This window comes from Angustibacter peucedani (assembly GCF_054779595.1).
The window spans coordinates 1-24,048 of record NZ_BAAGXY010000088.1 but is presented as its reverse complement, the minus strand read 5'-3'; the positions used below and the strand labels follow the sequence as shown (position 1 = coordinate 24,048).

The window sequence follows — 24,048 nt, the reverse complement described above, 5'->3', positions numbered from 1 at the left end:
CGGCACCCTGCTCTGCGGGCGCCACCACCGCCACGTCCACGCCACCGGCATGACCGCCCGACTCGTCGACGGCCACATCGTCTGGTCCACCGACCCACCCGACCGACCACCACACCCAGCCCCACCACCGGGCAGCACCACCCGAGCCACCGCAGCGGTCGACGACCTCGTCCGACAGTTCCTCGCGCGGCTGAGGTGCTGATCCGCGCTCAACCGTCCCCGGGGCTGACGAGGGTCTCCTTGACCTTGGCGATCGCGAAGCCCCAGGCGTCGGACACGTGCGTCCTCGGCGGCAGCGAGATCTCCTCGGGGTTGGTGACGGCGTCGAGCAGCGCCGGACCGGGGTGGGACAGCACGTCGCGGACGGCGGCGTCGACGTCCGCCGGGTCCTCGACCCGCACGGCGTGCAACCCCAGCGCGCGGGCGACGGCCGCGAAGTCGGGGTTGGCGAGCTGCGTGCCGAACTCCGGCAGGCCGCCCTGCTCCTGCTCGAGCTTGACCATGCCGAGCCGGCCGTTGTCGAAGACGACGAGCTTGACCGGCAGCTCGTAGGAGACCGCGGTGATGAGGTCGCCGAGCAGCATCGACAGGCCGCCGTCGCCGCAGAACGCCACGACCTGCCGTGCCCGGTCGAGCGCCTGCGCCCCCAGCGCCTGGGGCATCGCGTTGGCCATCGACCCGAGGTTGAACGAGCCGATCAGCCGACGTCCGGCACCGATCTCGACGAAGCGCGACAGCCACACCGTCGACATCCCGGTGTCGGCGGTGAGCACCGCGTCGGGCGCGGCGTGCCGGTGCACGGCGTCGGCGACGACCTCGGGCCGGATCCGGTCCTCGGTGTTGTCGAAGCGCTCGCGGATCCGCCCGACCAGGCCGCGGTCGTGCTCGGGGTCGAGCAGCGCCCGCTGCCGCCCCTGCCAGGCGGTGTACGCCTCGCGCGCGGAGTCCAGGTGCGAGCGGTCATCCTTCTGCCGCAGCATCGGCAGCAGCGCGTCGAGGGTGGCGCCCACGTCGCCGACGACACCGTGGTCGACCGGGGTGCGACGTCCGAGGTGCGCCCCGCGGGCGTCGACCTGGACGACGGTCTTCCCCTGCGGGTACCACTCGCGGTACGGGAAGTCGGTGCCCAGCATCAGCAGCACGTCCCCGCCGTCGAACGCCTTCTGCGCCGCGGGGTTCCCGATCAGCCCGCTCTGCCCGACCTGGAAGGCGTTGTCGTGCTCGAGCCCGTCCTTGGCCTTCAGCGTCAGCACCATCGGCGCGGCCAGCCGGTCGGCCACGGCCAGCACCTGCGAGCGCGCCGCACGTGCCCCGACCCCGGCCAGCAACGTCACCGTCGACGCGCCGTCGAGCACCTCGGCCACGCGCTGCAGCGTCGCGTCGTCCGGCCGGGCCGGAGGGTGCGCGGCCACGAACCGCGGCGGCACCGTGCCCTTCGGCACGTCCAGCCCGCCCACGTCGCCGGGCAGCGTCAGCACCGCGACGCCCGGTGCGTCGAACGCCGCCTGCACCGCCTGCTCCAGCAGGGACGACGCCTGCTCGGCCGACGTCATCGTGCGGGCGAACACCGCGACGTCCTTGAACAGCAGGTCGTTGTCGACCTCCTGGAAGTAGTCCGACCCCAGCTCGGCGAGCGGCACCTGCCCGCAGATCGCCAGCACCGGCGCGTGCGACTTCTTGGCGTCGTACAAGCCGTTCAGCAGGTGCACCGAGCCCGGCCCGACCGTGCCCATGCAGACGCCCAGCGTGCCGGCGACCTGCGCCTGCGCTCCGGCCGCGAACGCCCCGACCTCCTCGTGCCGCACCCCGATCCACTGCACGTCGTCGTGCCTGCGGATCGCGTCGGTCACCGGGTTGAGCGCATCACCCACGACGCCCCAGACGGTGCGAACCCCCTGGCGGGCCAGGGCTTCCACGATCAGGTCGGCGACGGTCGTCATGCGCTCGCTCCTTCGGGACGTCGGGAGGCCGGGTGGGGGGTGCGGCGGGCGAACGAGTCCGGCGACGCCGCGGCCCAGTCGGCCGCCCAGCCCGGCCGCGGCTCGTGCAGCAGCTCGCCCGGCTCCAGCCAGTCGAACAGCTCGGCGTAGCTGCGGGTGGTGGTGTGGTCGACCCGGCGCAGCAGCAGCCCCGGGTGCAGCTCGTCGGGCGACCTCAGCCCCATGGACGCCACCATCTCCATCGCCTGGCGCACCGTGGCCTCCTGGTAGCGCTGCACGCGCACGGCCTTGTCGGGGACGACGAGCGCCCGCGCGCGCTTCGGGTCCTGGGTCGTGACGCCGACCGGGCAGGTGTTGGTGTGGCAGCGCTGGGCCTGGATGCAGCCGACCGCCATCATCATCGCCCGCGCCGCGTTGGTGTAGTCGGCACCCTGCACCAGCCGCTTCACGACGTCGGTGCCGGTGGCGACCTTGCCGCTCGCGCCGATCCGCACGCGGTCGCGCAACCCGGTGCCCACCAAGGCGTTGTGCAGCATGATCAGGCCTTCAGTCAGCGGCGTGCCGACGTGGTCCTCGTACTCCAGCGGAGCGGCTCCGGTGCCGCCCTCGGAGCCGTCGACGACGACGAAGTCCGGCGTGACGCCCTCGTCGACCATGGCCTTGCAGATGGCCAGCAGCTCGTGCCGCTGCCCCACGCACAGCTTGAAGCCCGTGGGCTTGCCACCGGCCAGCTCGCGCATGCGGGCGACGAACTGCACCAGCTCGCGCGGCGTGCTGAAGACGCGGTGGTACGGCGGGCTCACGCACTTCTCGCCCTGCGGCACCCCACGCGCCTGCGCGATCTCGGCGCTCACCTTGCTGGCGGGCAGGACCCCGCCGATCCCGGGCTTCGCGCCCTGGCTCAGCTTGAGCGACACCAGCTTCACCGAGGGGTGAGCGGCCTTGTCGCGGAACAGGTCCGGGTCGAAGTCGCCGTCCTTCGTGCGCGCGCCGAAGTAGCCGCTGCCCAGCTCCCACACCAGGTCGCCGCCGTGCCGCAGGTGGTACTCGGTCAGGCCGCCCTCGCCGGTGTCGTGGGCGAAGGCGCCCGCCGCCGCGCCCTGGTTGAGGGCCAGCAGCGCGTTGGCCGACAACGCCCCGAAGCTCATCGCCGAGACGTTCAGCAGCGCCATGTCGTACGGCTGGGTGCAGTCCGGGCCGCCGATGCGCACGCGCGGCGGGTCCTGCGGGGGGTCGAGGGGCGCCGTCGAGTGCAGCAGGAACTCGTAGCCGACCTCGCCGACGTCCCGCTCGGTGCCGAACGCCTGCTCGCCGTGGATGCCCTTCGCGCGCTCGTAGATCACCGAGCGGACGTCGCGGTCGTACGGCCGGCCGTCGTAGTTGCGCTCGACGAAGTACTGCTGGATCTCGGGACGCAGGTCCTCGAGCAGGAAGCGCAGGTGCCCGAGCACCGGGTAGTTGCGCAGGATCGAGTGCCGCCGCTGCAGCAGGTCGTGCACCGCCAGCGCGGTCAGCGCGACCAGGACGACGGCCAGCACCCACCAGCCCGGGGCGGTCAGCGCGGCCGCGACGACGGCGAGGACGGCCGCGACCGCGAGGGCGGCGACGGCGAGGAAGCGAGCCATGCCGGGCACGCTAGGTGCACCCGCAGCACCCCGCAGGTCGAAGAGGGGTCGCGCTCAGCCACCGCTCAGCCCGATCTGCTTGTAGCGTTTCGACCCGATGGCACACGGTATGGGCGTGTCGGCCGCAGCAGAGCAGGTCCCGGGCGAGTCGACCTCGGCACAGCGCACCCGGGTCGCGTTCCAGCGCGTCGTCGCGGCCGTCGTCCTGCTCGAGCTGGTGGCCGTGTCGTCGGCCCTCCTGGTCCTCTCCGGTCGTGGCGGGTCGTCGTCCGGGCGGTTGCTCGCCGTGGCGCTGCTGGCCTTCTGCGCGGTCGGCGCCGTGGCGGTCGCAGGCATGCACCGCGGCCGGCAGCGGGCCTTGGCCGAGATGGCCCAGGACCGCTGGCGCCTGTCGGTGCACGACGAGCTGCCCGGCCGGCTGCTCTGGGAGACCACCGCCGACGGCCTGGTGACGCACGTCGGTCCGGGCTCGGCGCAGCTGCTCGGGTACTGCCCCGGGGAGCTCGTCGGGCGCAGCATGGCCGTGGTGCTGACCGAGACCGACCTGCCGCGCGCCTCCGACCTGATGCGACGCTCGCTCGCCGACGGCACGGGCTGGACCGACGTCCCCTTCCGCTACACCACCAAGTCCGGCGACGAGATCGAGCTCTCGACCTCGGCGCTGCTCCACCTCGGTGCCGACGGGAGCCCGGTCGGGTTCAGCGGGATCCTGCACGCGGTGGACGACCTCTCGGGGCGGCACGAGGTGCGCGCGGTGCGCGACCAGGTGCGCTCGATCGTGGAGGACGAGGCGTTGACGATCGTGTTCCAGCCGATCGCGAGCGCGGCCACCGGCGTCGTGCTCGGGGCCGAGGCGTTGTCGCGCTTCGCCGCCGAGCCCACCATGACGCCGGACCGGTGGTTCGCCGCGGCGGCCGACATCGGTCTCGGCACCGACCTCGAGCTGGTGGCGGTGCGGGCGGCGCTGCACGCCGCGCGCGACCTGCCCCCGGGTCTCTACGTGTCGGTGAACGTCTCGCCGTCGACGCTCGTCGACGACCGGCTGCTCGAGGTGCTCGCGGCGTCCCGCTGGCCGTTGGCCCGGCTCGTCGTCGAGATCACCGAGCACGTGTCGGTGAGCGACTACGGCCGGCTCGCCACGGCCATCGAGGCCCTGCGGTCGCGCGGGGTGCGGCTCGCGGTCGACGACGCGGGCGCCGGCTACGCCTCGTTCCGGCACATCCTCCACCTGCGTCCCGACCACATCAAGCTCGACCGCACGCTCGTCGACGGCATCCACGACAACCCCGCCAAGCGGGCCCTGGCCGGTTCCGTGGTCGCGTTCGGCCAGGAGGTCGGCGCCACGGTGGTCGCCGAGGGCATCGAGACGGCCGACGAGCTGCGCGCCAGCCGGGCCCTGGGGATCCAAGCGGCCCAGGGCTACTTCATCGGCCGCCCGGCCCCGGCCGGCCGGACGTGGGGCCCGACCCCGGACGCCGGCCGGCTGGCCATCGCCTAGGACCGGCTTCGCGGGTTCCGCGGGTTGCGCGGGTCAGGGTGCGAGCGCGCGCGCCGCCTCCGCGACCCAGTCCTCGCCGCCCCGCGTCTCGACGACGCACCGCGCGAACAGCCACTGCCGCAGGCGCTCTCGGTCGAGGCCGCAGAGGTCGGCCAGCCGGTCGGCGAAGCCGCCGGGGTCGCGCGTCATGCGCTCGGGGTCGTTGAGCAGGTGCTGCAACGGGTCGTAGGCCGGGTCGCCGACCCAGGGCTTCGGGTCGACCACCAACCAGGGCTCGCGCTGCGCGCGCAGCACGTTGTGCGCGTGCAGGTCCGTGGCCAGCAGCACCGACGGCCCCGGCTCGAGCGGCAACGACCGGAACAGCTCCAGCCCCGCGCGCACGAGCCCCGGGTCGAGCGGCCGGCCACCGGGCGGCGGCGGCTCGTCGGCCCACCGAGCGCACATCTGCGCCAGCGGTCGGAACGGGTGACCCGCGGGTGGCTCGACCCACAACCGTTGCAGCAGAACGGCGATGACCTCGTCCTGCTCCGGCGCGGGTCTCAGGGCGAGCTCGTCACCGGGGCGGCAGCGCTCGAGCAGCAGCGCCGAGGTCTGCTCGTCGGCCCAGCTGTCGCGCAGCAGCACGGTGCCGCGGCCGGCCCACGCGTGCAGGCCCTCGGCCTCGTGGTCGGCCTCCCAGTGCCGCCAACCGACCTTCAGCACCAGGTCGTCCCCGCGCTCGTCGCGCGCCAGAGCCACCCACGACGCCGTGCCGCCCTCGAACCGCGGCCCGAGCTCGAGGCGCCAGCGCTGCGCCAGCCCGGTGACGACGTCCGGCAGCGCCTCGAACCACTCCGGCGAGGCCGGGCTCATCCGGTGAGGGCCGTGAGGAACACCGACTCGAGGTCCTCGGGGCTGCGGGCCGTGTACGCGCGGCCGTCGGTGGCCGCGGCGATCTGCCGCATCGCCCGGGCGTCGGCCGCGCGCCCGAGCGCGATGGTCAGCACCCGCACCGGACGTCGCGGGTCGGCGCCCGAGCGCAGCCGACCCGTGAGGGTGCCGAGCGAGATGCTGCCGGGGTCGTCGTTGCGGCCGTCGCTCACCACCAGGGACGACGTCGGTACCGGGCCGCCACCCAGACTGCACGGCACGGACGGCGGCCAGCGTGCTGTCGTACAGCCCGGTGTCGCCCTTGGCCTGCAGCCGTTCGACCGCGTCGCGCAGCGCGTCCCGGGCGGTGGACGACCCCACCGTGCGCGACAGCCTCCCCAGCGGGACGACGGCCTCCCAGTCCCGCGTGCCGGCCGGGCTGCGCGAGAAGGTCCACAGGCCCACGGAGGTGCGGTCCGAGAACAGCGGCAGGGACTCCGAGATCGCCTGCTGCGCGAGCTGCAGCCGGGTCTCGCCGACGGCCGGCACCTTCTCGTCCATCGAGCCGGACACGTCGAGCAGCACGAGCACCGCGCCCTGCCGGTCGAGCGCCGTCCAGGTCTGCAGGGCGCGGGCCACCGTCGACCGCTCGGGCGCCGGCGGCGTGTACGCGGGCTCGGCCGCGATGGCGCCCTGCGCCACCGTGGCGCTCGACTCCAGGCGCGGGCTGCGCCAGCCCGCCGCCGCCAGCGCTGCGCTCGCCGCCGGTCGGGCCAGGAACGTCGCGAACCTGTCGACCGCCTGCCGCTGGGCGTCGGTGACCGACGGGACGTCGAGGGTGAGCAGCGGCACCTCGGCCGTGATGGTGCCGCCGCGCGGGTAGAGCGCCACCAGCGGGATCTGCGGGTCGTCGGCGTTGAACCGCAGCACCTGCTGCTCGGTCCAGGGGAACAGGGGGGTGGCGCGCAGCGCGTCGGCGCTCGTCAACCCCCTGTTGCGCAACGGCTTCAAGGCCTTGCTCGGGTCGACCGCGAGCGCCCGCAGCCCGCTCTGCACCGTCAGCATCGAGCGCCGGATGTCGTCGACGCCCGCCGCCTGGCTGCTCGCCCGGTCGTAGAGCGCGAGCGTCGCCCCCAGGCCCGCGGTCGTGGTGAGGGCGTCGCTCCAGGCCACGGTCACCGGGCCCCACTCGGGGTGCCCGAAGCGCGACCAGCCCCGCCCGTCGCGGGCGAGCGCGGCCAGCTCGGTCCACGACGGCTGCCGCGCCGGCCAGCCGAGCGCGGTGGCCATCGGACGCGGCACGGCGAGCACCACCGGCGTCGAGGCGACCACCGGGTAGACGTGGGGCAGGACCGCGTCGAGCTCGGGCCGGCGGGCCTCGACCGTGGCCCAGGCCGCGGCGTCGGGCGCCCACACCTGCGGGGTGGTCGAGCTGCCGGGGTCGGCCAGCTGGGCGAGCAGGGCGTCGCCGAACCGCGACGGCGCGACGGCGTCGACCGACGTCCGGGTGCAGCGTCCGCCGACCATCGAGGCGGTGCCGGCGTCGAAGAGCGCGGCCTGCCGCCCGAGGACGTCGAGCAGCCCCGGGGAGGTGGCGATGCGCAGCGGCACCCGGTCGGCCGCGCAGCTGGGGGCGGCCTCGCCGCGGGTCAGGCCGAAGGCGGTGGTGCCGCCGGCCACCAGCAGGGCCACGACGAGCACCGCGGCGGGCCAGCGGCGACGGCGGCGGGCGCTGACGTGACGGCCCCCGCGGGTGCGCTCGCCCGCCTGCACGTGCCGCCCGGGGGCGTGCGGCTGACGACGTCCGCCGGTCACCGTGCGTGACCCGCGGACGTCGTGGTGGCCTGCCCCGACAGCGCCATGCTGGGCAGTGTGACCCAGCGTGCCCAGCCCGACAAGGTCGCTCACGCAGCGTGATCAGGCGGTGGCGCTGCCGCTCCCGTGCAGCCAGGCCGTCGCGGCGACGAAGAAGCCGAGCATCAGCTCCGCCATCGGCAGCAGCGTGTCGTAGCCGACCAGCCCGGTGAGCGGCGTCGCGGCCGCACCGACGAGGAAGGTCAGCCCGCCCTGCAGCGCCGACGCGGTGCCGCGCGCCCGGTCGCCGGCCTGCTGGGCGAGGGCCGTCGTCCCGGGGATCGACAGGCCCATGCCCGCGACCACCAGGCACAGCAGCACCCACGGCACGGCGAGCGGCGAGCCGACGTGCGGGCGGGTCAGCGCCACCACGAGCAACCCGGCGCTGGCGAGGGTCGCGACCGTCACGCCGACGGTGCGCAGCCGGGCCGGCCCGACCCGGCCGACGAGCAGCCGGAACCCCAGGCTCGTCACGGCCATCGCGGCCGCGTTCGTCGCGAACAGCACGGCGTACGTCGTCTGGCTGACGCCGTACGTCGTCTGCAGCACGAACGCCGAACCGCCGATGTAGACGAAGAACCCGGCCGTGGCCAGGCACTGCACGACCACGTGCCGCATGAACCCGCCGTCGCGGGCCAGGTCGGCCATGCGTGCCAGCGAGTGCGCCAGCCCGTGCCCCTGGCGGGCCGACGGCGGCAGCGACTCGGGGATCCACCGGGCGACCGCGACGGTCATCAGCACCCCGACCGCGGTGAGCAACCAGAAGACGCTGCGCCAGCTGCCCCACCCCAGCACCACGGCGCCGATCGCGGGCGCGACCACCGGGCCGAGGAAGGTGATGGCCGCGAGCGTTCCGTAGCGGGCCGCGGCGGCGGTGCCTTGCCAGTGGTCGCTGACGACCGCGCGTCCCACGGCCACGCCGCACCCGGCCACGACCCCCTGGGCGAGCCGGGCGCCGACGAGCGAGGGACCGGTCGGCGCCAGCGCGCAGGCGGCCGAGAGCGCCGTGAAGGCCACGGTCCCGCCGAGCAGGAAGGGCCGTCGTCCGCGCCCGTCGCTGAGCGGACCGAGCGCGAGCTGGCCGACGGCGACGCCGACGATGAAGGCGGTGAGCGTCAGCTGCGCGACCGAGGCCGTGGTCTCGAGCGAGCGCCGCAGCGCCGGCAGCCCCGCGACGTACATGTCGGTCGCGAGCGGCCCCACCCCGGTGACGAGCACGAGGGCGGCGGTGGCGGGCGGTCGGCCGGGTGCGGCGGGAGCGCTCTCGGCCATGCCTCCACCCTAGGCAGGGACCGGTGACACCCCAGCGCGGGCTCGGGCGAGCGCGTCGGGTGCGGCGCCCGCGTGCGCCAGCGCCGCGAGCACCGCACCGGCCACGGGCGGGACGTCGAGCACCCGCGGCCGCGCGCGCGGCAGGGTGTGCGCGAGGTCGTCGGTGATGCGGTCGAGCAGCAGCCGCGGTCCGTGCTGCAGCGTGCCTCCGGCCAGGACCACCGGGACGTCGACGTCCCGCAGCCCGAGCCGGTCGACGGCGGCCCGGACGAACAGCGCCACCTCGTCGGCGAGGCGGTGCACGACCGCGACCGCCGGCCCGTCGCCGTCCTCGGCCGCGGCGAACACCACCGGCGCGGCCGCGGTCAGCTCGTCGTGCCCCACCTGGCCCGCGGTCACCGCGATGGCGAGGTCCTCGACGCTGGCCCGCGCGAAGTGCTGCGCCAACCGTTCGCGCAGCACCGTCGGCCCGCCCCGGCCGTCGCCGGCCCGCACGGCCGCGCCGAGCCCGGACACCGCCACCGCCCAGCCCCCGCCCCAGTCACCCGTGACGTCGCCCAGCGCGAGGAAACGCGCCTCGCGGCCGTCGGGGGCGACGCCGAGCGCGTTGATGCCCGCACCGGACACCACCGCCACGCCCCAGCCGTCGACCGTCCCGGCGTGCAGCACGGCCACCGTGTCGTTGCCGACCAGCGGGGCGCGCACGATCTCGAGCCGCTGGACCGCCTGCAGCGCAGCGCGTTCGGACTCGTCGTGGTCGAGGTTGGCGATGTAGAAGGCGCCGGCCGAGAGCACCTCGGACGACGGCACGCCGGCCTGCTCGCGCGCCTGCCGTACCAGCGCGGCGACCCGCTCGACCATCGGCCCGATGCCCTCGACGTGCGACCGCGTGCCGGCGCCGCGCACGTGGGCCAGCACCGCGCCGGTGGTGTCGGCCAGCACGACGTCGGTCTTGCTGTTGCCGCCGTCGACGCCGACGACGAGGTCAGGCACCGCGGCCGCCGGCGAACGCGGGCAGGTGCTCGACGTTGGCGGCCAGCAGGTCGTCGAGCAGCGCCACCGCGAGGTCCCACTGGCGCACCAGGGGGTGGGCGAGCAGCGCCCGCAGCGCGACGTCGCGCCGCCCGGTGCGCGCGGCCTCCACCGCGAGCACCTCGTACGCCGTGACCGCCTGCACGAGCCCCAGCATCTCGGGGGGCAGCGGGGCCACCGGCAGCGGGTGCGCGCCCCGCCGGTCGACGAGGGCCGGTACCTCCACCACGGCGTCGTCGGGCAGCCCGGCGACCGTGCCGTCGTTGCGGACGTCGACGTAGTGGTGGCCGCCGTCACCGGTGAGCAGGCTCGTCACGAGGGCGGCAGCGGCCTCGGAGTAGTAGGCGCCGCCGCGCTGCTCGAGCAGCGCGGGCTTGTGGTCGAGCGCCGGGTCCGCGTACATCGTCAGCAGCTCGCGCTCGATGTCGGCGACGCGGCTCGCCCGGTGCTCGCCGTGCCGCTGCTCCTCGAGCTCGTGGTCGGTGCAGTAGAAGTAGTGCAGGTAGTACGACGGCACGGCGCCGAGCACCTGCAGCACCTCGGCGGGCACCCCGATCTCGTCGGCCAGCGCGTCGGCGTCCGGGCCGTGCAGCAGCTCGGGCAGGCGGTCCACGCCGTCGACCTCGACGCTGCGGATCCACGACAGGTGGTTGAGCCCCGCGTGGCCGAGACGCACGCGGTGGGGCTCAACCCCGAAGCGCACGGCGAGCCGTCGTTGGAACCCGATCGCGACGTTGCACAGGCCGAGGGCGCGGTGGCCTTCGTCGAGCAGCGCCCGCGTCACGATGCCGACCGGGTTGGTGAAGTCGACCAGCCAGGCGGCCGGCAGGGCCCGCCGGCGCACCTCGTCGGCGATGTCGAGCACCACCGGAACGGTGCGCAGGGCCTTGGCGAACCCGCCCGGCCCGGTGGTCTCCTGGCCGATGACCCCCCGCTGGTTGGGCAGCGTCTCGTCGACGAGGCGGGCCGCCTGGCCGCCGACGCGCAGCTGCACCAGCACCGCGCTCGCGCCGTCGACCGCGGCGGTGCGGTCGGTCGTGGTGACCAGCCGTCCGCCGAAGCCGTTGCGGGACAAGATGCGTCGGGCCAGGCCGCCGACGACGTCCAACCGGTGCTCGTCGACGTCCTGCAGCACCAGCTCGTCGACGGCGAGGACGTCGGCCCGCGCCGCGAAGCCCTCGACCAGCTCGGGCGTGTACGTGCTGCCGCCGCCGACCACCGCGATCTTCATGCCTGCACCTTCCCGGCTCTCATCCCTTGCTGCCCGTCATGGCGATGCCCTCGAGGAACACCCGTTGCGCGGCGAGGAACAGCAGCAGCACCGGCAGCAGGAACATCAACGAGGCCGCCATCTGCAGCTGGTAGGCCGACTGGTGCGCGCTCTTGGCCAGCCCGGCCAGGCCCACCGCGAGTGTCTGCCCGTCGGTGCTGTTGCCGCTGTAGAGCAGCGGGTTGTAGAAGTCGTTCCACGCGAACATGAACGCGAAGAGCGCGACCGCCGCGATGGCGGGGCGGGCCATCGGGACGACGACCTGCCGCAGCACGCGGAACTCGCTCGCGCCGTCGACGCGGGCCGCCTCGACCGTCTCCTCCGGCAGCGTGAGGAAGAACTGGCGCAGCAGGAAGATGCTGAAGGCGTCGCCGAAGAACGTCGGGACGACGAGCGGCTTGAGCGAGCCGATCCAGCCCAGGTGCGCGTACATGACGTACAGCGGCAGGCTCGTGACCTGCGCCGGGATCATCATGGTCGCGAGCACGACGACGAAGAAGGCGGACCGGCCGCGCCACCGCATGCGCGCCACGGCGTAGGCCACCGGCACCGACGAGACGACCACGCCGATCGCGCTGAGCCCGGCGTACAGCACGGTGTTCCACAGGTCGCGGCCGAAGGGCATGGCGTCGAAGACCTCGCGGAAGTTGTTCCAGTGCAAGGGCTTCGGCACCAGTGTGCCGGTGCCGGCCTGCTGCTGGGTCATCACCGACGTCACGAGCACGACGAGCAGCGGCAGCACGAACGCGGCCGACAGCAGCACCGCCAGGGAGTGCTCGGCGACGACGTCCAGGACGCGGCGGGCGAGCGGACGCCGCCGCGCGGACGTCGTCAGGTCGGCCGGGCGGGTGCCCGCGAGAGCGGTCATCACGGCCGCCCGCCGTCGTGCACCAGGGAGCGCGACAGGCGCAGCAGGCCGAGCGTCGCGAGGAAGATGACGACGAACATCAGCCAGGCCATGGCCGACGCGTAGCCGGTCTTGAAGTAGACGAACCCCTGCTGGTACAGGTCTGTCGTGTAGAAGAGCAGCGACTGGCCGGGGTACCCGAGCAGCTGCGAGGAGTCCTGCACCGCGCTGGCCGAGCCGGAGGCCACGAACGCCTCGGTGAAGTACTGGAACGTGTAGATCATCCCGGTGACGACGCTGAACAGCACTACCGGTGACAGGAACGGCAGCGTGACGTGCCGGAACCGCTGCCACGGCCCGACGCCGTCGAGGTCCGCCGCCTCGTACAGCTCGCGCGGGACGTCGAGCATCGCCGCCGAGAAGATGACGATCGTGTCGCCGCAGGCCCACAGCGCCATCAGCACCAGGCTCGGCTTCGCCCACGACGGGTCGCCGAACCACGCGGGGCCGTCGATGCCGAGGTGCCCCAGCAGCGCGTTGACCGGGCCGGCCGGGTTCAGCGTGACGACGAACGCGAGCGACGCCCCCACCACCGGCACGACCGACGGCACGAAGAACAGGGTGCGGTACACCCGGGCGCCCCGCTTGACCGTGCTGATCACCCAGGCGGCGAACATGGCCCACACGGTGCGCAGCGGCACCATGACGAGCACCATCCAGAAGGTGTTGCGGACGCCGACCCAGAAGGTGTCCGACCCGGTGAGCAGCCGCTCGTAGTTGCGCAGCCCCACCATCTGCACCGGCCGCACCGACCCGAGCTGGAAGTTGGTGAACGAGTAGTAGAGCGTGGTCAGCACCGGGTAGACCGTGAACACCAGCAGCCCGACGACGAACGGCGACACCATCGTCAGCGTGACCCAGCGCGGCGCGTGGCTCGGGCTGCGCGGGCGCCGGCTCATCCGAGCGCGTCGCTGTTGAGCTTGTCGACCTTGGCCGCGGTCTGCCGCAGCAGCGCCGCGAGGTCGTCGGTCTTGCCGGTCTCGTAGTCCTGCCGGGCCGTGCCGAGCACCGCGGCGTCCTCGCTGCCGGCCGGGGTGAGCTGCTTGTAGTACGACCCGGGGTTCTCGAAGATCTTCACCAGCGGGCCCCAGTGCTCGTCGTCCTTGTTGTCCCACGCCGCGAGCGAGTCGAAGGTGCTGGGGATGTTGTAGACCGTGTCGGCCAGGCCGGTGAGGAACGTCGTGTCCGTCGTCAGCTGCTGCAGGGCGAAGAACGCCTCCTGCTGGTGCTTCGACCCGGCCGGCAGGTAGGCCACGGTGCCCACCGCGTTGCCCGCGCCGTACGAGCTGGCCTCGGAGTCGAGCACCGGCACCGGGGCCACGCCGTAGTCGAGCGAGGACTTGGCGTCGGCGATCTCGCCGACGTGCCACTCGCCGTCCACCTCCATCGCGACGTCCCCGGTGATCAGCGGGTTGCGCGCGTCGTCGGTGTGCGGCTGGAACTTCGCGACGAACCGCGAGACCTGGTCGCGCCCGTACCAGTCGGTCAGGTCCCGGTCCCAGCGCAGCAGCTCGGCCCAGCGCGGGTCGCTGGCGAACGTGGCCTTGCCCTGGTCGTCGTAGAACTGCGTGCCGCTCTGCACCCCGGTGTAGATGGCGTCGTTGTTGTTGTAGTCCGAGCGGGACACGAAGCCGAACCGCTCGACCGACCCGTCGGCCTTCTTGACCGTCAGCTTCTTGGCCGCCGCCGTGAGCTCGGACATGGTGCGCGGCGGCTGGGTGATGCCCGCCGCCGCGAACATCTTCCTGTTGTAGAACAACGCGTACGCGTCGGTGAGCAGCGGCAGCGCGCACTGCTTGCCCGCGTACTGCGTGTAGACCAGCGTCGCCTTCGGGAAGGTCTTGCCGACGTCGACCCCGGCCGACCTCAAGAACCCGTCGAGCGGTGCCACCGTGCCGTTGAAGCAGAACTTCGCCACGTTGTCGGGAGACGTCGAGACGAAGACGTCCGGCGCCTGGCCGGCCGCGACCGCCTTGCCGAAGGCCGCGTCGTCCTTGTCGGGCACGAACGTCACCGTCAGCCAGGGGTACTTCGTGTGCAGCCGGTCGAGCGCGCCCTGGAACGCCTTCACCTCCTGCGGCAGGTGGTTGAAGCTCCAGACCGTGATGGTCGTCGGCGCGTGCTGCGCGTCCGTGGCCAGGGCCGTCTGCTGCGCGGCGTCCTGCACGCCGGACGACGTGCAGGCCGCCGCTGCCAGCGCGGCCGCGGCCAGGGCGGCGACGAGGACGGTGCGGGACGCGCGGGGCTGAGCGGGCATCACGACTCCAGGTGGGCGAGCGCGGTGGGGGGAGGGGCGGTGCCGGCGTAGCCGGCGAAGGCGGACTCGCGGGCGAGCGAGCCCGCCATGGCGAGCGCTCCGCGCAGGACGGCCTGCGCGCCGAGCACGGACGGGACGACGGGGACGGGGAGCGTGGTGAAGCGGGCCAGGTGGTCGGCCACCGGCCCCAGCAGGAGGTCGTCGTTGGCGCCGACCGCCCCGCCGAGGACGACACGGGCCGGGTTCACCACCGCGACCAGGCAGGCGACCGCGTACGCGATCCCGCGCGCGGTCTCGTCCACGACGTCCCGCGAGACGGGGTCGCCGTCGCGGGCACGGTCGAAGACGGCGCGGGCGCTGATGTCGCCGCGCAGCCCGGCCTGGCGCGCCAGCCGCTGCACGACCTCGCCGCCGACCTCGTGCTCGAGCATCTGCGGCGCCTGGGTGGGTGCGGGGGCGCAGCCGGGCAGGAAGCCGACCTCGCCGGCCGCCCCGGCGGCACCGCGGTGCACCTGCCCGCCGATCACGAGGCCGGCGCCGATGCCGGCGCCGACGCTCACCAGCACGAAGTCCTGGACGTCGGGCTGCGCGGCGAGCTCGGCGTGCGCCGCGAGGTTCACGTCGTTGTCGAAGGTGACGGGCACCGGCAGCTTGGCCCGCAGGGCGGTCACGAGCCCGCGACCGTCCTGCGGCAGCGCGTCGGCGAACGCCAGCTCGCCGTCCTGGCCCACCGCGCCGGGCACGCCGACGACGACGTGCTGGACGTCGTCCAGCGTGACGCCCGCGTCCTGCGCAAGGCGGCGGCAGACGTCGTGCAGCTGGCGCACCAGGCCCCCTCGCGTGCGACGCACCGGGACGTCGACCTCGCCGTGCTGCTCGCCGGCCGCGTCGACCAGGGCCGCGCGCAGCCGGTCGTGCCCGACGTCGACGCCGATCGCCCGCACGGCACCGGGCGCCAGGCGGTAGAGGGACGCCGCCGGGCCCTTGCGACCGCTGACCGCCCCGTCGTCGACCACCGCGGAGCGCTCGACGAGCAGGGCCAGGCAGGCCGCGACCGTGGGCTTCGACAGCTGTGTCGCGGCGGCGACGTCCGCCCGGGTGACCGGTCCGGCCGCCGCCACCGCCTCGAGCACGGCGCGCGTGTTCAGCGCCCGCAGGAGGGCGGGTGCACCGGCGGTGTAGGAGGCGGGCACGCGAGGATCCGATCTAGTAGGAAACCTTCTTATCAGAAGCGGAGACTAGGAGCGATCGACCCCCGTCGTCAAGAGATCGACTTCGACTCGCGGAACTCCCGGACGTGCGGCAGCGTGACCGACGTATCGCTCGGGGTACGGGAGGAGAACGCATGCACACGTTGCTCTGGATCATCGCCGTGATCTTGGTGATCGCGGGGATCGTCTCGCTGATCCGCGGCCAGATCATCGCGGGGATCGTGCTGATCGTCGTCGGTCTGCTCGTCGGGCCTGGCGGTGTGAGCATCTTCAGCTGAGCCGGCCGGTGGCGGGGTCCCTGCGCGGACCCCGCCACCGGCGACTCAGGCCTCCCGGAGGCTGGTGCACCCGACCTCTCGCGCGGCATCCTCGAGGCAGGCCGGTGCGCGGCGGCGCCCCGGTCACCGGGGAGGCGCCATGGAGGCTCCGGCACGGCCGTCCGTCCACCTGCAGCGCGGGGACGTCCTGGCCCAGCAGGGCGACGTGCTCGTCCTGCCCTGCACCACCGACCCCGACCTCGGCGAGCCGTGGTTGAGCGTTCTCTTCCGCTGGGGCATCGTGCGTCCCGACCGGGCAATGGCGCTGGGCGAGGTCGTCCTCGAGCCCGCGCCGCCGGACTCCGGCTACGGCTCCATCGCGTTCGCCGCGACCCTCGGCGAGGGCTCGCGCAGCAGCGTCCCAGTGGTCAACGCGTGCGGCACCTCGCTCGGCCGGCTCACCGCGGACCGGCCGCTGACCGTCGTCACGCCGCTGCTCGGCACCGGCGTCGGCCGGCTGGACGCGTTCGAGGCGGCGCGCGCCCTGGCCATCGGCTTCCAGGCGGCGGCCACGCCGGGCAGCGTGCTGCTGGTGGTCGTCAAGGACGAGTCCCACTGGACGGCGATCCAGCGCCGCGAGGGCGCAGACCTTGCCGCCGGTGTCACCGGGTCGTACTCGTGGACGACGAGCGACAGCCGGTCCTCCAGCAGCGTCAGCTCGAGCAGCAGCGCCGGCGTCAGCTCCAGCCTGCCGACCGAGGAGATCGTCGAGGCGCCCTCCGAGACGACGGCGGAGGCGACGGCGGAGGCGCCGGTGGAGGCGCTCGCCGCGGTGCTGCGCGATCCGCCGCTCCCCGGGCCGACCAGCTGGACGGCGGCGTACGCGGCCGACACGGCCGACCGGGCCACCCGCATCGACGCCGGCACCGACCCGCTCGGCATCGTCGACGACGTCCGGATGCTGGCCTCGGTGATCGCCTCGCGGCACATCACGCCGCCGCTGTCGGTGGGCATCTTCGGCGACTGGGGCTCGGGCAAGTCCTACCTGATGAACCAGCTGCGGCTGCAGGTCCGGCACCTGTCGGACGAGGCGGCCTCGGCCGTCGAGGCCGACCCCGACCCCGCACGACGGCCGAGCTACCACTCGCGGATCGCGCAGGTCGAGTTCAACGCCTGGCAGTACGCCGGCGGGGAGCTGTGGCCGAGCCTGATCAACCGGGTCTTCGAGGGCATCCGCGACCACTTCGACGACGACGCGCGCTACCAGAAGATGATCGACGAGCTGGCGTCGCGCACGCAGGGGCAGACCGACGCCGAGGCCGAGCTGCACCGCGCCGAGCGGGCGCTGCAGCAGCAGGGCGCCGCCACGACCGTGCAGGGGGTCGCGACGTCCGAGGCGCTGCGGGCCGACGCGAAGACGCTCGAGGCGGCCGGGCTCGGCGGCTCGGCCAACCTCGTCACGCTCGCCGACGAGGTGGCGCAGCTGCGGTCGTTGGGGGGCCAGCTGAGCCGGGGCTGGCGGGCGCACCGCGGCTGGGTGGTGCTGCTCGGCCTGGCGGCCCTGGTGCTGGTCGGCGCCCTGGTCTGGGTCGTGTCGACGCCGTCGGTCAGCCGGTGGGTCGCGGCGGTCGGAGCGGCGCCGGTCGTGGTGGTCGGCGGCGTCGCCGTGCGCTGGGTGGACCGGCTGGCCCGCGCCGGGCTGCGCATCCTGGCGGCCGGGCAGCAGGAGGCGCTCGACCTGGAGCGGGCCCGGGCTGCCTACGCGCACGCGCAGGAGGCGTACGCCGACGTCAGCGGCAAGGGGTCGGCCCGCGTCTACTCCTTCGTCAAGGAGCGCTACGCGGCCGAGGACTACCGCAAGTACCTGGGCCTGGTGCCCCTGATCCGCGACGACCTCGCCACCTTGAGCCGGCACGTGGGCCCCGACGCGGAGGGCGACGGGGAGGGCGAGCTCGACCGCGTCGTGCTCTACGTCGACGACCTGGACCGCTGCTCGAGCGAGCAGGTCGTGCACGTGCTGGAGGCCGTCAACCTGCTCTTCGGCCTGCCGTTGTTCGTGGTCGTCATCGCGGTCGACTCGCGCTGGCTGCTGCGCTCGCTCGAGCAGCGGTTCGTGGGCGTGCTGTCGTCGCGGGCTGGGGCGCCGTCCGCGCAGGACTACCTGGAGAAGATCATCCAGATCCCGTTCTGGTTGCGGCCCATGGGCTCTGACGGCTTCAGCCGGCTGGTCGGCGACCTCGCGCGCGCGTCGGTCGTCGCGCCGTCCGCGGCCGTCGACCCACGGCTGGGCGAGGCATCGGACCACGCCGGGTCCGCCGTGGCGAGCGACGGATCGGCAGCGTCGGCCGCAGGCGCGCCGGCCCCGGAGGTGGCCGACGCGACGCAGACCGGGCCTGCGGTGGACGACGACGAACCCGGCAGCGCCTGGGTGACCCGGTACGCCCCGCCCGGCGCGCCGTCCGACGAGGTCGTCGACCTGTGGCCGCAGACCCTGCAGCTCACCGAGGCCGAGTGCGACTTCCTGGACGACCTCGGTCCGCTCGTGCGCACCCCGCGCGCGGCCAAGCGCCTGGTGAACACCTACCAGCTCACGCGCGTGCAGGTGCAGGACCTCGACGCGTTCGTCGGCGAGCAGCAGTACCGGCCGCTGATGCTGCTGCTCGCCCTGGTGACCAGCTCGCCGGGCCTGACGGCCGACATGGCGCACGACCTGGTCACCAGCGGCGCCCCTCACCTGGAGGCGCACCTTCGGCGGCTGAACCCCGGGAGCACCAGCCCGACCACGAAGGCGTGGGCGGCGCAGCGCGAGGCGCTCGCGACGCTGCCCTGCGAGTGCGTCACGCCGGAGGCGCTGCGCCGCTGGCTGCCGCTCGTCAGCCGCTTCTCGTTCCAGACCGGGCTCGCGGCCGTCGTCCGCTGATCGGTCTCAGGTCGTTCTCAGGGACGTGCGACGATCCTTGCCGCAGGACGGCGGGAGGAGCCCACGGTGCGCGTGCTGATCGTCGAGGACGAGGAACGGCTGGCCGAGACCGTCCGGCGCGGGCTGAGCGACGACGGGTTCGTCGTCGACGTCGTCCACACCGGCGAGGACGCGATCTGGCAGGCCACCGAGAGCGCGTACGACGTCATCGTGCTCGACATCATGCTGCCGCGCGTCAACGGCTACAAGGTGCTCGAGACGTTGCGCGAGAAGGGGATCTGGACGCCGATCCTCATGCTCACCGCCAAGGACGGCGAGTACGACCAGACCGACGCGTTCGACCTCGGCGCCGACGACTACCTCACCAAGCCGTTCAGCTTCATCGTGCTCGTCGCCCGGCTGCGCGCCCTCATCCGCCGCGGCGCCCCCGAGCGCCCGGTCGTGCTGCGCGCCGGCGACCTCAGCCTCGACCCCGCCCGGCGCCGGGTCGAGCGCGGTGGCGACGAGATCGCGCTGACGCCGCGCGAGTTCGGCCTGCTGCAGTACCTCATGCACCACCGCGGCGACGTCGTCACCAAGACCGAGATCCTCGAGGGCGTGTGGGACCGCGCCTTCGAGGGCGACCCCAACGTCGTCGAGGTCTACGTGCGCTACCTGCGGCTGAAGATCGACGCCCCCTACGAGCGTCGGGCCATCGAGACCGTGCGCGGCATGGGCTACCGCCTGGCGGCCAACGGCGGCTGAGCCGCCGGCTGGTGACGCGGCAGCCGCACCTCCACCCGGCAGCCGCCCAGCCCGGCGTCGTCCACCTGCACGTCGCCGTGGTGGGCGCGGACGACCTCGCGCACGATGGCCAGGCCCAGGCCGCTGCCGCCCTTGGCGCGCTCGCGGCTGTCGTCCAGCCGCACGAACCGGTCGAAGACCCGCTCGCGGTCGGCGACCGGGATGCCCGGCCCGTCGTCCTCGACGGCGAGCACGGCCCGGCCGTCGTCGTCCGCCCGCAGCTCGACCAGCACGGTGGACGTCGCGTGGCGCACCGCGTTGTCGGCCAGGTTGCGCAGCACCTGGGCCAGCCGCGCCGGGTCGCCCTCGACGCGCACGGGCGTCGCCCGCACCTGCACCGCCACGGCGGCCCCGCCCGGCTCGGCGGCCTGCGCCGACCGCAGCCGCAGCGCCTCGTCGGCGACCAGGTCGTCCAGGTCGACGTCCTCGGGCCGCAGCGCCAGCCCGGCGTCGTCCGAGCGGGCGAGCAGCAGCAGGTCCTCGACGAGCCGGCTCATCCGGTGGGTCTCGGCGGTCATGACGCCGCGCAGGTCGCGCCAGGCGGCGCCGGTGGGGTCGGCGGCCGCGACCTCGAGCGTCGCGGTCAGCGTCGCCAGCGGGCTGCGCAGCTCGTGGCTGGCGTCGGAGACGAACCGGCGCTGCGCCAGCTGGGCGCCCTGCACGCGGTCGAGCATCTCGTTCATCGTGGAGGCCAGCCGGGCGATCTCGTCGCCGGTCGGGGGCACGGGCACCCGCTCGTCGAGCGGAGACCCGCCGATGCCCGCCACCCGGGCGCGGATCCGCTCGACCGGGCGCAGCGAGCGGCTCACCAGCACCCAGGTGGCCCACCCGGCCAGCGCCAGCAGCACCGGCAGCCCCAGCAGCAGCAGCGACAGGACGGTGCGAACCGACTCGCGCTCGGCCGCCACGGACGTCGCGACCACCACGGTGAACGTCTGGCCCTCGTGCGCCACGCCGCGCGCGACCACGAGGTACGGCCGCTCCTGCTCGAGCAGCTCGAGCCGGCTCACGCTGCTCTGCAGCTCGCCGCCGGCGCGCGGGCGCAGCGTGGTGAGCGGGGCGTCGCCGGTGCGGTCGCTCGAGCTCGCGACGACCAGCCCCGAGCCGTCGAGCACCTGCACGACGTGCCCCTCCTGGGCGTCGGCGCGCAGGTCGGCGACGAGGCTGGACGGCCCCTCGTCGACCAGCTGCTGGGCGACCTCGTTGGCGCGCGACTGCGCGGCCTGCTGCACGCCGCCGATCAGGTTGCGCTGCAGGATGGTCAGCAGCAGCACCGCGCCGGTCACCAGCGCGATCGCCACCACCACGACGGCCGCGAGGGCCGACCGCGCGCGCACGCCGGACCACGGACGGGTCGGGCGCTCGCCCGGAGCGCGCGGTGCGGTCATGACGTCCCTCGGTCGGCTGCTCGGATGCTAGCCCGGCTACCCTGGCGCCCGTGCTCCGACCGATGCTGCTCGGCAAGATCCACCGCGCGACCGTCACCGAGGCCGACCTGCACTACGTGGGCTCGCTGACCGTCGACCTCGACCTGCTCGAGGCGGCCGACCTGCTGCCCGGCCAGCAGGTCGACGTCGTCGACGTCACCAACGGCGCGCGGCTGACGACCTACGTCATCGAGGGCGAGCGCGGCAGCGGCGTGGTGTGCGTCAACGGGGCTGCCGCGCACCACGTCCACCCCGGCGACGTCGTCATCGTCATCGCCTACGGGCTGCTGGACGACGCCGAGGCCCGCGAGCGCCGTCCGAGCGTGGTCTTCGTCGACGCCGACAACCGCGTGGTGGACGTCGGGCCCGACCCGGCCGACGTCCCCGCCGGGTACGGCCTGCTGACCTCCGGCGTCCTGGCCGGCTGAGAGGACTGCCCGTGGCCACCACCGGACGACCCACCCACGCCGACCTGGACGTCGAGTGCCGCCGGCTGGTGGAGCTGGCCCGCGGGTCCGTCGACCCGCGCGGCGGCTTCGGCTGGATGGACGACGAGGGCGTGCCCGAGCCCGACCGCCCGCTGCACCTGTGGATCACCTGCCGCATGACGCACGTCTTCGGCCTGGCCCACCTGCTGCGCGTCGACGGCGCCGGCGACCTGGCCGACCGCGGGATCGCCGCCCTCACCGGCCTGCTGCACGACGACGAGCACGGCGGCTGGTGGTCGGAGGTCGACGCCGACGGCCGACCGCTGCGCGACGTCAAGGCCGCCTACGACCACGCGTTCGTCCTGCTGGCCGCGGCGACGTCGGTGCAGGCCGGCCGCCCGGGCGCGGAGGCCCTGCTGGCCGACGCGGTCGCGGTCGTCGAGGAGCACTTCTGGGACGACGAGGCCGGCGCCAGCGTCGAGCAGTGGGACGGCGCCTGGACGACGCTCGACGACTACCGCGGGGCCAACGCCAACATGCACTCGGTCGAGGCCTACCTGGCCGCGGCCGACGCCACCGGCGACGCGGTCTGGCTGCGCCGGGCGGCCCGCATCGCCGAGCGCCTGGTCAACCGCGAGGCCCGCTCGCACGGCTGGCGGATCCCCGAGCACCACGACGCGTCGTGGACCCCGCTGCTCGACTACGCGAAGGAGAACCCGGCCGACCCGTTCCGGCCCTACGGCGCCACGATCGGCCACGCCTTCGAGTGGGCGCGGCTGCTGCTGCACCTCGACGCCGCGCTCGAGGCCGCCCCCGAGGGCGAGGTCGACGACGTCGAGCACGAGTGGACCGTGCCAGCGGCGCAGGCGCTGTTCGACGTCGCCGTGGACGACGGCTGGTCGGTCGACGGCGCCCCCGGGCTCGTCTACACCGTCGACTGGGACGGCGTGCCCGTCGTCCGCGAGCGCATGCACTGGGTCGTGTGCGAGGCGATCGGCGCGGCCGCGACGCTCTACCAGGCCACCGGCGAGGAGCGGTACCTCGACCACTACGGCACCTGGTGGGACTACGCCCGCGAGCACCTGGTCGACGACCGGGGCCGCTGGACGCACGAGCTCGACGCGCAGAACCGGCCGTCGTCGACCGTCTGGGAGGGCAAGCCGGACGTCTACCACGCCCTGCAGGCCACGCTCGTGCCGCGGCTGCCGCTCGCGCCGAGCCTGGCCGCCGCGCTGCGCGTCAGGAGCGCTTCGGCGGACCCTGCTCGATGATCTCGCGGGCGATCGCCGCCAGCTTGCGGTTCAGGTGCGACGACGCGCGGCGCAGGGTCTCGAACGCGTCGTCCGCCGTGAGCCCGTGGGCGGCCATCAGCAGACCGATCGCGGTGCCGATCTCGCGGTTGCTCTCGAGCCCGGCCGCGAGCGTCACGGCCTCCGCGCGGTGCGACTCGCCGCCCATCGCCACCGACGCGAACGCGGCGAGCACCACGCCCTGGTCGGCGCTCTCGCCGGTGAGCGCACCGGCGGTGTCGGAGAACAGGTTCAGCGCACCGGTCTTGTGACCGCCGACGAGCAGCCGGTAGCCCGCCATGCCGCGCACGGGCGTCTCGGCGAGCACCCGCTCGGCAAGCCGGGGCCACTGCGAGTGCCCCTGGATGTCGGCGTCGAGCTGGTAGGCGTCGGACTCGATGGCGTCGACGCACGGCCCCTCGCCGCACTCGCGCTCGAGGAGGTCGACCTTCGCGCCCACCTCGTCGGACGACGCCAGGGTGCGGTACCCGTCGCCGGCCTTGACCATGATGCTGGCGTGGTCGCAGCCCGGCACCAGCTGCGGTGCGGCGCGGCAGATGGCCGCGCAGATCTCGTCCAGGCCGGAGCTCTCGTGGAACAGCCGGGCGAGCTCGGCGAAGGTGAGGGCCACGGTGCCTCGCAGGGGGTCGTCGGTGCTCATCGGACCTACTGTGCCTTCTCGTCGTCCGTCGCGCGACGCACGACCAACCGTGTCCACGCCCCGACGTAGACCCGGTCGTCCTCGACCAGCTCGTGGCGCTGCCCCGGCACGAGCGGCGTGGTGGGCAGCGGGCCGCTCGCGGGGCCGACGTACGTGCCGTTCGAGGACTGCAGGTCCTCGACCCACCACCGGGTGCCGTCGGTGCTCAGCTGGGCCTGCCGACGGCTCACGCCGACGTCCGAGCTGCAGTCGACCTCGGGGTGGATGCTGCGGCTCTGCGAGGTGCGGCCGACCAGCACGCTGCGCACGCGCAGCGGCACGACGACGGGCAGGCCGGGCGAGGGGCACGGCTCGTCGGAGTCCTGCTCGGCGTACCAGTCCGGGTCGACCCAGACCTCGGCCACCCACTCCAGCGGCACCGCCGGCGCGACCGACGCGGGTGCGGCCCCGGGAGCCGGGGCGTCCGGGGTGCCGCCCGCGGGGGCGGCCGCAGGCGCGGCCGCCGCCGGGCGCGGGATGGCGCCGGTGGTGAAGCCGTAGCCGCAGCTCTCGCAGAACAGCGCGTCGG

General features: G+C 74.3%; 19 protein-coding genes. 6 read left to right on the top strand and 13 right to left on the bottom strand.

Going from position 1 to position 24,048, the window contains the following annotated elements; genetic code table 11:
• Positions 1–209 precede the first annotated feature (209 nt).
• Both ACYVJ4_RS15230 and ACYVJ4_RS15225 read right to left on the bottom strand, forming a co-directional pair.
• Positions 210–1,940 carry a thiamine pyrophosphate-dependent enzyme gene (locus ACYVJ4_RS15230; RefSeq protein WP_460460990.1) on the bottom strand — a complete coding sequence of 577 codons (1,731 nt, stop codon included), beginning with the start codon at positions 1,938–1,940 and terminating at the stop codon, positions 210–212.
• Positions 1,937–3,565, bottom strand: a complete 1,629-nt coding sequence (locus ACYVJ4_RS15225) for an FMN-binding glutamate synthase family protein (RefSeq protein WP_460460989.1) — start codon at positions 3,563–3,565, stop codon at positions 1,937–1,939. The genes ACYVJ4_RS15230 and ACYVJ4_RS15225 overlap by 4 nt, the downstream gene beginning before the upstream one ends.
• A gap of 115 nt (positions 3,566–3,680) precedes the next feature.
• Here ACYVJ4_RS15225 and ACYVJ4_RS15220 point away from each other — a divergent pair, with 115 nt between their 5' ends.
• Positions 3,681–5,063 (top strand): sensor domain-containing phosphodiesterase, encoded by a 1,383-nt coding sequence (locus ACYVJ4_RS15220; RefSeq protein ID WP_460460988.1) that lies wholly within the window; start codon positions 3,681–3,683, stop codon positions 5,061–5,063.
• Positions 5,064–5,096: 33 nt separating this feature from the next.
• On the opposite strand, the gene ACYVJ4_RS15215 is transcribed toward ACYVJ4_RS15220, so the two are convergent.
• The 8 genes from ACYVJ4_RS15215 to ACYVJ4_RS15180 all read right to left on the bottom strand — a co-directional run bounded on the left by ACYVJ4_RS15215 (position 5,097) and on the right by ACYVJ4_RS15180 (position 15,697).
• Positions 5,097–7,727, bottom strand: coding sequence for an aminoglycoside phosphotransferase family protein (locus tag ACYVJ4_RS15215; RefSeq protein ID WP_460460987.1), 2,631 nt, complete (start codon positions 7,725–7,727; stop codon positions 5,097–5,099).
• Positions 7,728–7,829: 102 nt separating this feature from the next.
• Entirely contained in the window at positions 7,830–9,038 is a 1,209-nt protein-coding gene (locus tag ACYVJ4_RS15210; RefSeq protein WP_460460986.1) for a multidrug effflux MFS transporter, read from the bottom strand.
• A 9-nt stretch (positions 9,039–9,047) separates the two neighbouring features.
• Positions 9,048–10,031 carry an N-acetylglucosamine kinase gene (locus ACYVJ4_RS15205; RefSeq protein WP_460460985.1) on the bottom strand — a complete coding sequence of 328 codons (984 nt, stop codon included), beginning with the start codon at positions 10,029–10,031 and terminating at the stop codon, positions 9,048–9,050.
• Positions 10,024–11,301: a 6-phospho-beta-glucosidase gene (locus ACYVJ4_RS15200; RefSeq protein WP_460460984.1), complete on the bottom strand. Its 1,278-nt coding sequence runs from the start codon at positions 11,299–11,301 to the stop codon at positions 10,024–10,026. The genes ACYVJ4_RS15205 and ACYVJ4_RS15200 overlap by 8 nt, the downstream gene beginning before the upstream one ends.
• Before the next feature lie 19 nt (positions 11,302–11,320).
• Positions 11,321–12,208 carry a carbohydrate ABC transporter permease gene (locus ACYVJ4_RS15195; protein ID WP_460460983.1) on the bottom strand — a complete coding sequence of 296 codons (888 nt, stop codon included), beginning with the start codon at positions 12,206–12,208 and terminating at the stop codon, positions 11,321–11,323.
• Positions 12,208–13,146: a carbohydrate ABC transporter permease gene (locus tag ACYVJ4_RS15190; RefSeq protein WP_460460982.1), complete on the bottom strand. Its 939-nt coding sequence runs from the start codon at positions 13,144–13,146 to the stop codon at positions 12,208–12,210. The genes ACYVJ4_RS15195 and ACYVJ4_RS15190 overlap by 1 nt, the downstream gene beginning before the upstream one ends.
• On the bottom strand, positions 13,143–14,504 hold the full coding sequence (locus ACYVJ4_RS15185; RefSeq protein ID WP_460460981.1) for an ABC transporter substrate-binding protein: 1,362 nt from the start codon (positions 14,502–14,504) through the stop codon (positions 13,143–13,145). The genes ACYVJ4_RS15190 and ACYVJ4_RS15185 overlap by 4 nt, the downstream gene beginning before the upstream one ends.
• Positions 14,504–15,697, bottom strand: coding sequence for an ROK family transcriptional regulator (locus ACYVJ4_RS15180; protein ID WP_460460980.1), 1,194 nt, complete (start codon positions 15,695–15,697; stop codon positions 14,504–14,506). The genes ACYVJ4_RS15185 and ACYVJ4_RS15180 overlap by 1 nt, the downstream gene beginning before the upstream one ends.
• Positions 15,698–15,849: 152 nt before the next feature.
• Between ACYVJ4_RS15180 and ACYVJ4_RS15175 the strand changes: the two genes are divergently transcribed.
• The 3 genes from ACYVJ4_RS15175 (at position 15,850) to ACYVJ4_RS15165 (ending at position 19,636) form a co-directional block, all read left to right on the top strand.
• The gene (locus tag ACYVJ4_RS15175; RefSeq protein ID WP_460460979.1) at positions 15,850–15,993 is read left to right on the top strand and encodes a GPGG-motif small membrane protein; all 144 of its coding nucleotides are present in this window, start codon (positions 15,850–15,852) and stop codon (positions 15,991–15,993) included.
• Positions 15,994–16,132: 139 nt separating this feature from the next.
• Positions 16,133–18,892: a P-loop NTPase fold protein gene (locus ACYVJ4_RS15170; protein WP_460460978.1), complete on the top strand. Its 2,760-nt coding sequence runs from the start codon at positions 16,133–16,135 to the stop codon at positions 18,890–18,892.
• A 66-nt stretch (positions 18,893–18,958) separates the two neighbouring features.
• The gene (locus ACYVJ4_RS15165; RefSeq protein ID WP_460460977.1) at positions 18,959–19,636 is read left to right on the top strand and encodes a response regulator transcription factor; all 678 of its coding nucleotides are present in this window, start codon (positions 18,959–18,961) and stop codon (positions 19,634–19,636) included.
• Here ACYVJ4_RS15165 and ACYVJ4_RS15160 read toward each other — a convergent pair.
• Positions 19,609–21,063: a sensor histidine kinase gene (locus ACYVJ4_RS15160; RefSeq protein ID WP_460460976.1), complete on the bottom strand. Its 1,455-nt coding sequence runs from the start codon at positions 21,061–21,063 to the stop codon at positions 19,609–19,611. The two genes, ACYVJ4_RS15165 and ACYVJ4_RS15160, sit on opposite strands and share 28 nt — an antisense overlap.
• 50 nt (positions 21,064–21,113) lie before the next feature.
• On the opposite strand from ACYVJ4_RS15160, the gene panD reads away from it, so the two are divergent.
• Positions 21,114–21,530 (top strand): aspartate 1-decarboxylase, encoded by a 417-nt coding sequence (panD, locus tag ACYVJ4_RS15155; RefSeq protein ID WP_460460975.1) that lies wholly within the window; start codon positions 21,114–21,116, stop codon positions 21,528–21,530.
• Between the two features lie 11 nt (positions 21,531–21,541).
• On the top strand, positions 21,542–22,801 hold the full coding sequence (locus ACYVJ4_RS15150) for an AGE family epimerase/isomerase (protein WP_460460974.1): 1,260 nt from the start codon (positions 21,542–21,544) through the stop codon (positions 22,799–22,801).
• On the opposite strand, the gene ACYVJ4_RS15145 is transcribed toward ACYVJ4_RS15150, so the two are convergent.
• Together ACYVJ4_RS15145 and ACYVJ4_RS15140 are read right to left on the bottom strand one after the other, a co-directional pair.
• A complete protein-coding gene (locus tag ACYVJ4_RS15145; protein ID WP_460460973.1) occupies positions 22,770–23,480 on the bottom strand; it encodes a GAF and ANTAR domain-containing protein in 711 nt (236 codons plus the stop codon). The genes ACYVJ4_RS15150 and ACYVJ4_RS15145 overlap by 32 nt on opposite strands.
• A gap of 5 nt (positions 23,481–23,485) precedes the next feature.
• Positions 23,486–24,048, bottom strand: a 563-nt coding sequence (locus ACYVJ4_RS15140; RefSeq protein WP_460460972.1) for an FHA domain-containing protein, incomplete at its 5' end; no start/stop codon positions are given.

Bases quoted from the DNA above. Each gene is read 5' to 3' on its own strand.
- ACYVJ4_RS15230 (WP_460460990.1), bottom strand. From the start codon at position 1,940: ATGACGACCGTCGCCGACCTGATCGTGGAAGCCCTGGCCCGCCAGGGG.
- ACYVJ4_RS15225 (WP_460460989.1), bottom strand. From the start codon at position 3,565: ATGGCTCGCTTCCTCGCCGTCGCCGCCCTCGCGGTCGCGGCCGTCCTC.
- ACYVJ4_RS15210 (WP_460460986.1), bottom strand. From the start codon at position 9,038: ATGGCCGAGAGCGCTCCCGCCGCACCCGGCCGACCGCCCGCCACCGCC.
- ACYVJ4_RS15200 (WP_460460984.1), bottom strand. From the start codon at position 11,301: ATGAAGATCGCGGTGGTCGGCGGCGGCAGCACGTACACGCCCGAGCTG.
- ACYVJ4_RS15195 (WP_460460983.1), bottom strand. From the start codon at position 12,208: ATGACCGCTCTCGCGGGCACCCGCCCGGCCGACCTGACGACGTCCGCG.
- ACYVJ4_RS15190 (WP_460460982.1), bottom strand. From the start codon at position 13,146: ATGAGCCGGCGCCCGCGCAGCCCGAGCCACGCGCCGCGCTGGGTCACG.
- ACYVJ4_RS15185 (WP_460460981.1), bottom strand. From the start codon at position 14,504: ATGCCCGCTCAGCCCCGCGCGTCCCGCACCGTCCTCGTCGCCGCCCTG.
- ACYVJ4_RS15175 (WP_460460979.1), top strand. From the start codon at position 15,850: ATGCACACGTTGCTCTGGATCATCGCCGTGATCTTGGTGATCGCGGGG.
- ACYVJ4_RS15170 (WP_460460978.1), top strand. From the start codon at position 16,133: ATGGAGGCTCCGGCACGGCCGTCCGTCCACCTGCAGCGCGGGGACGTC.
- ACYVJ4_RS15160 (WP_460460976.1), bottom strand. From the start codon at position 21,063: ATGACCGCACCGCGCGCTCCGGGCGAGCGCCCGACCCGTCCGTGGTCC.
- ACYVJ4_RS15145 (WP_460460973.1), bottom strand. From the start codon at position 23,480: ATGAGCACCGACGACCCCCTGCGAGGCACCGTGGCCCTCACCTTCGCC.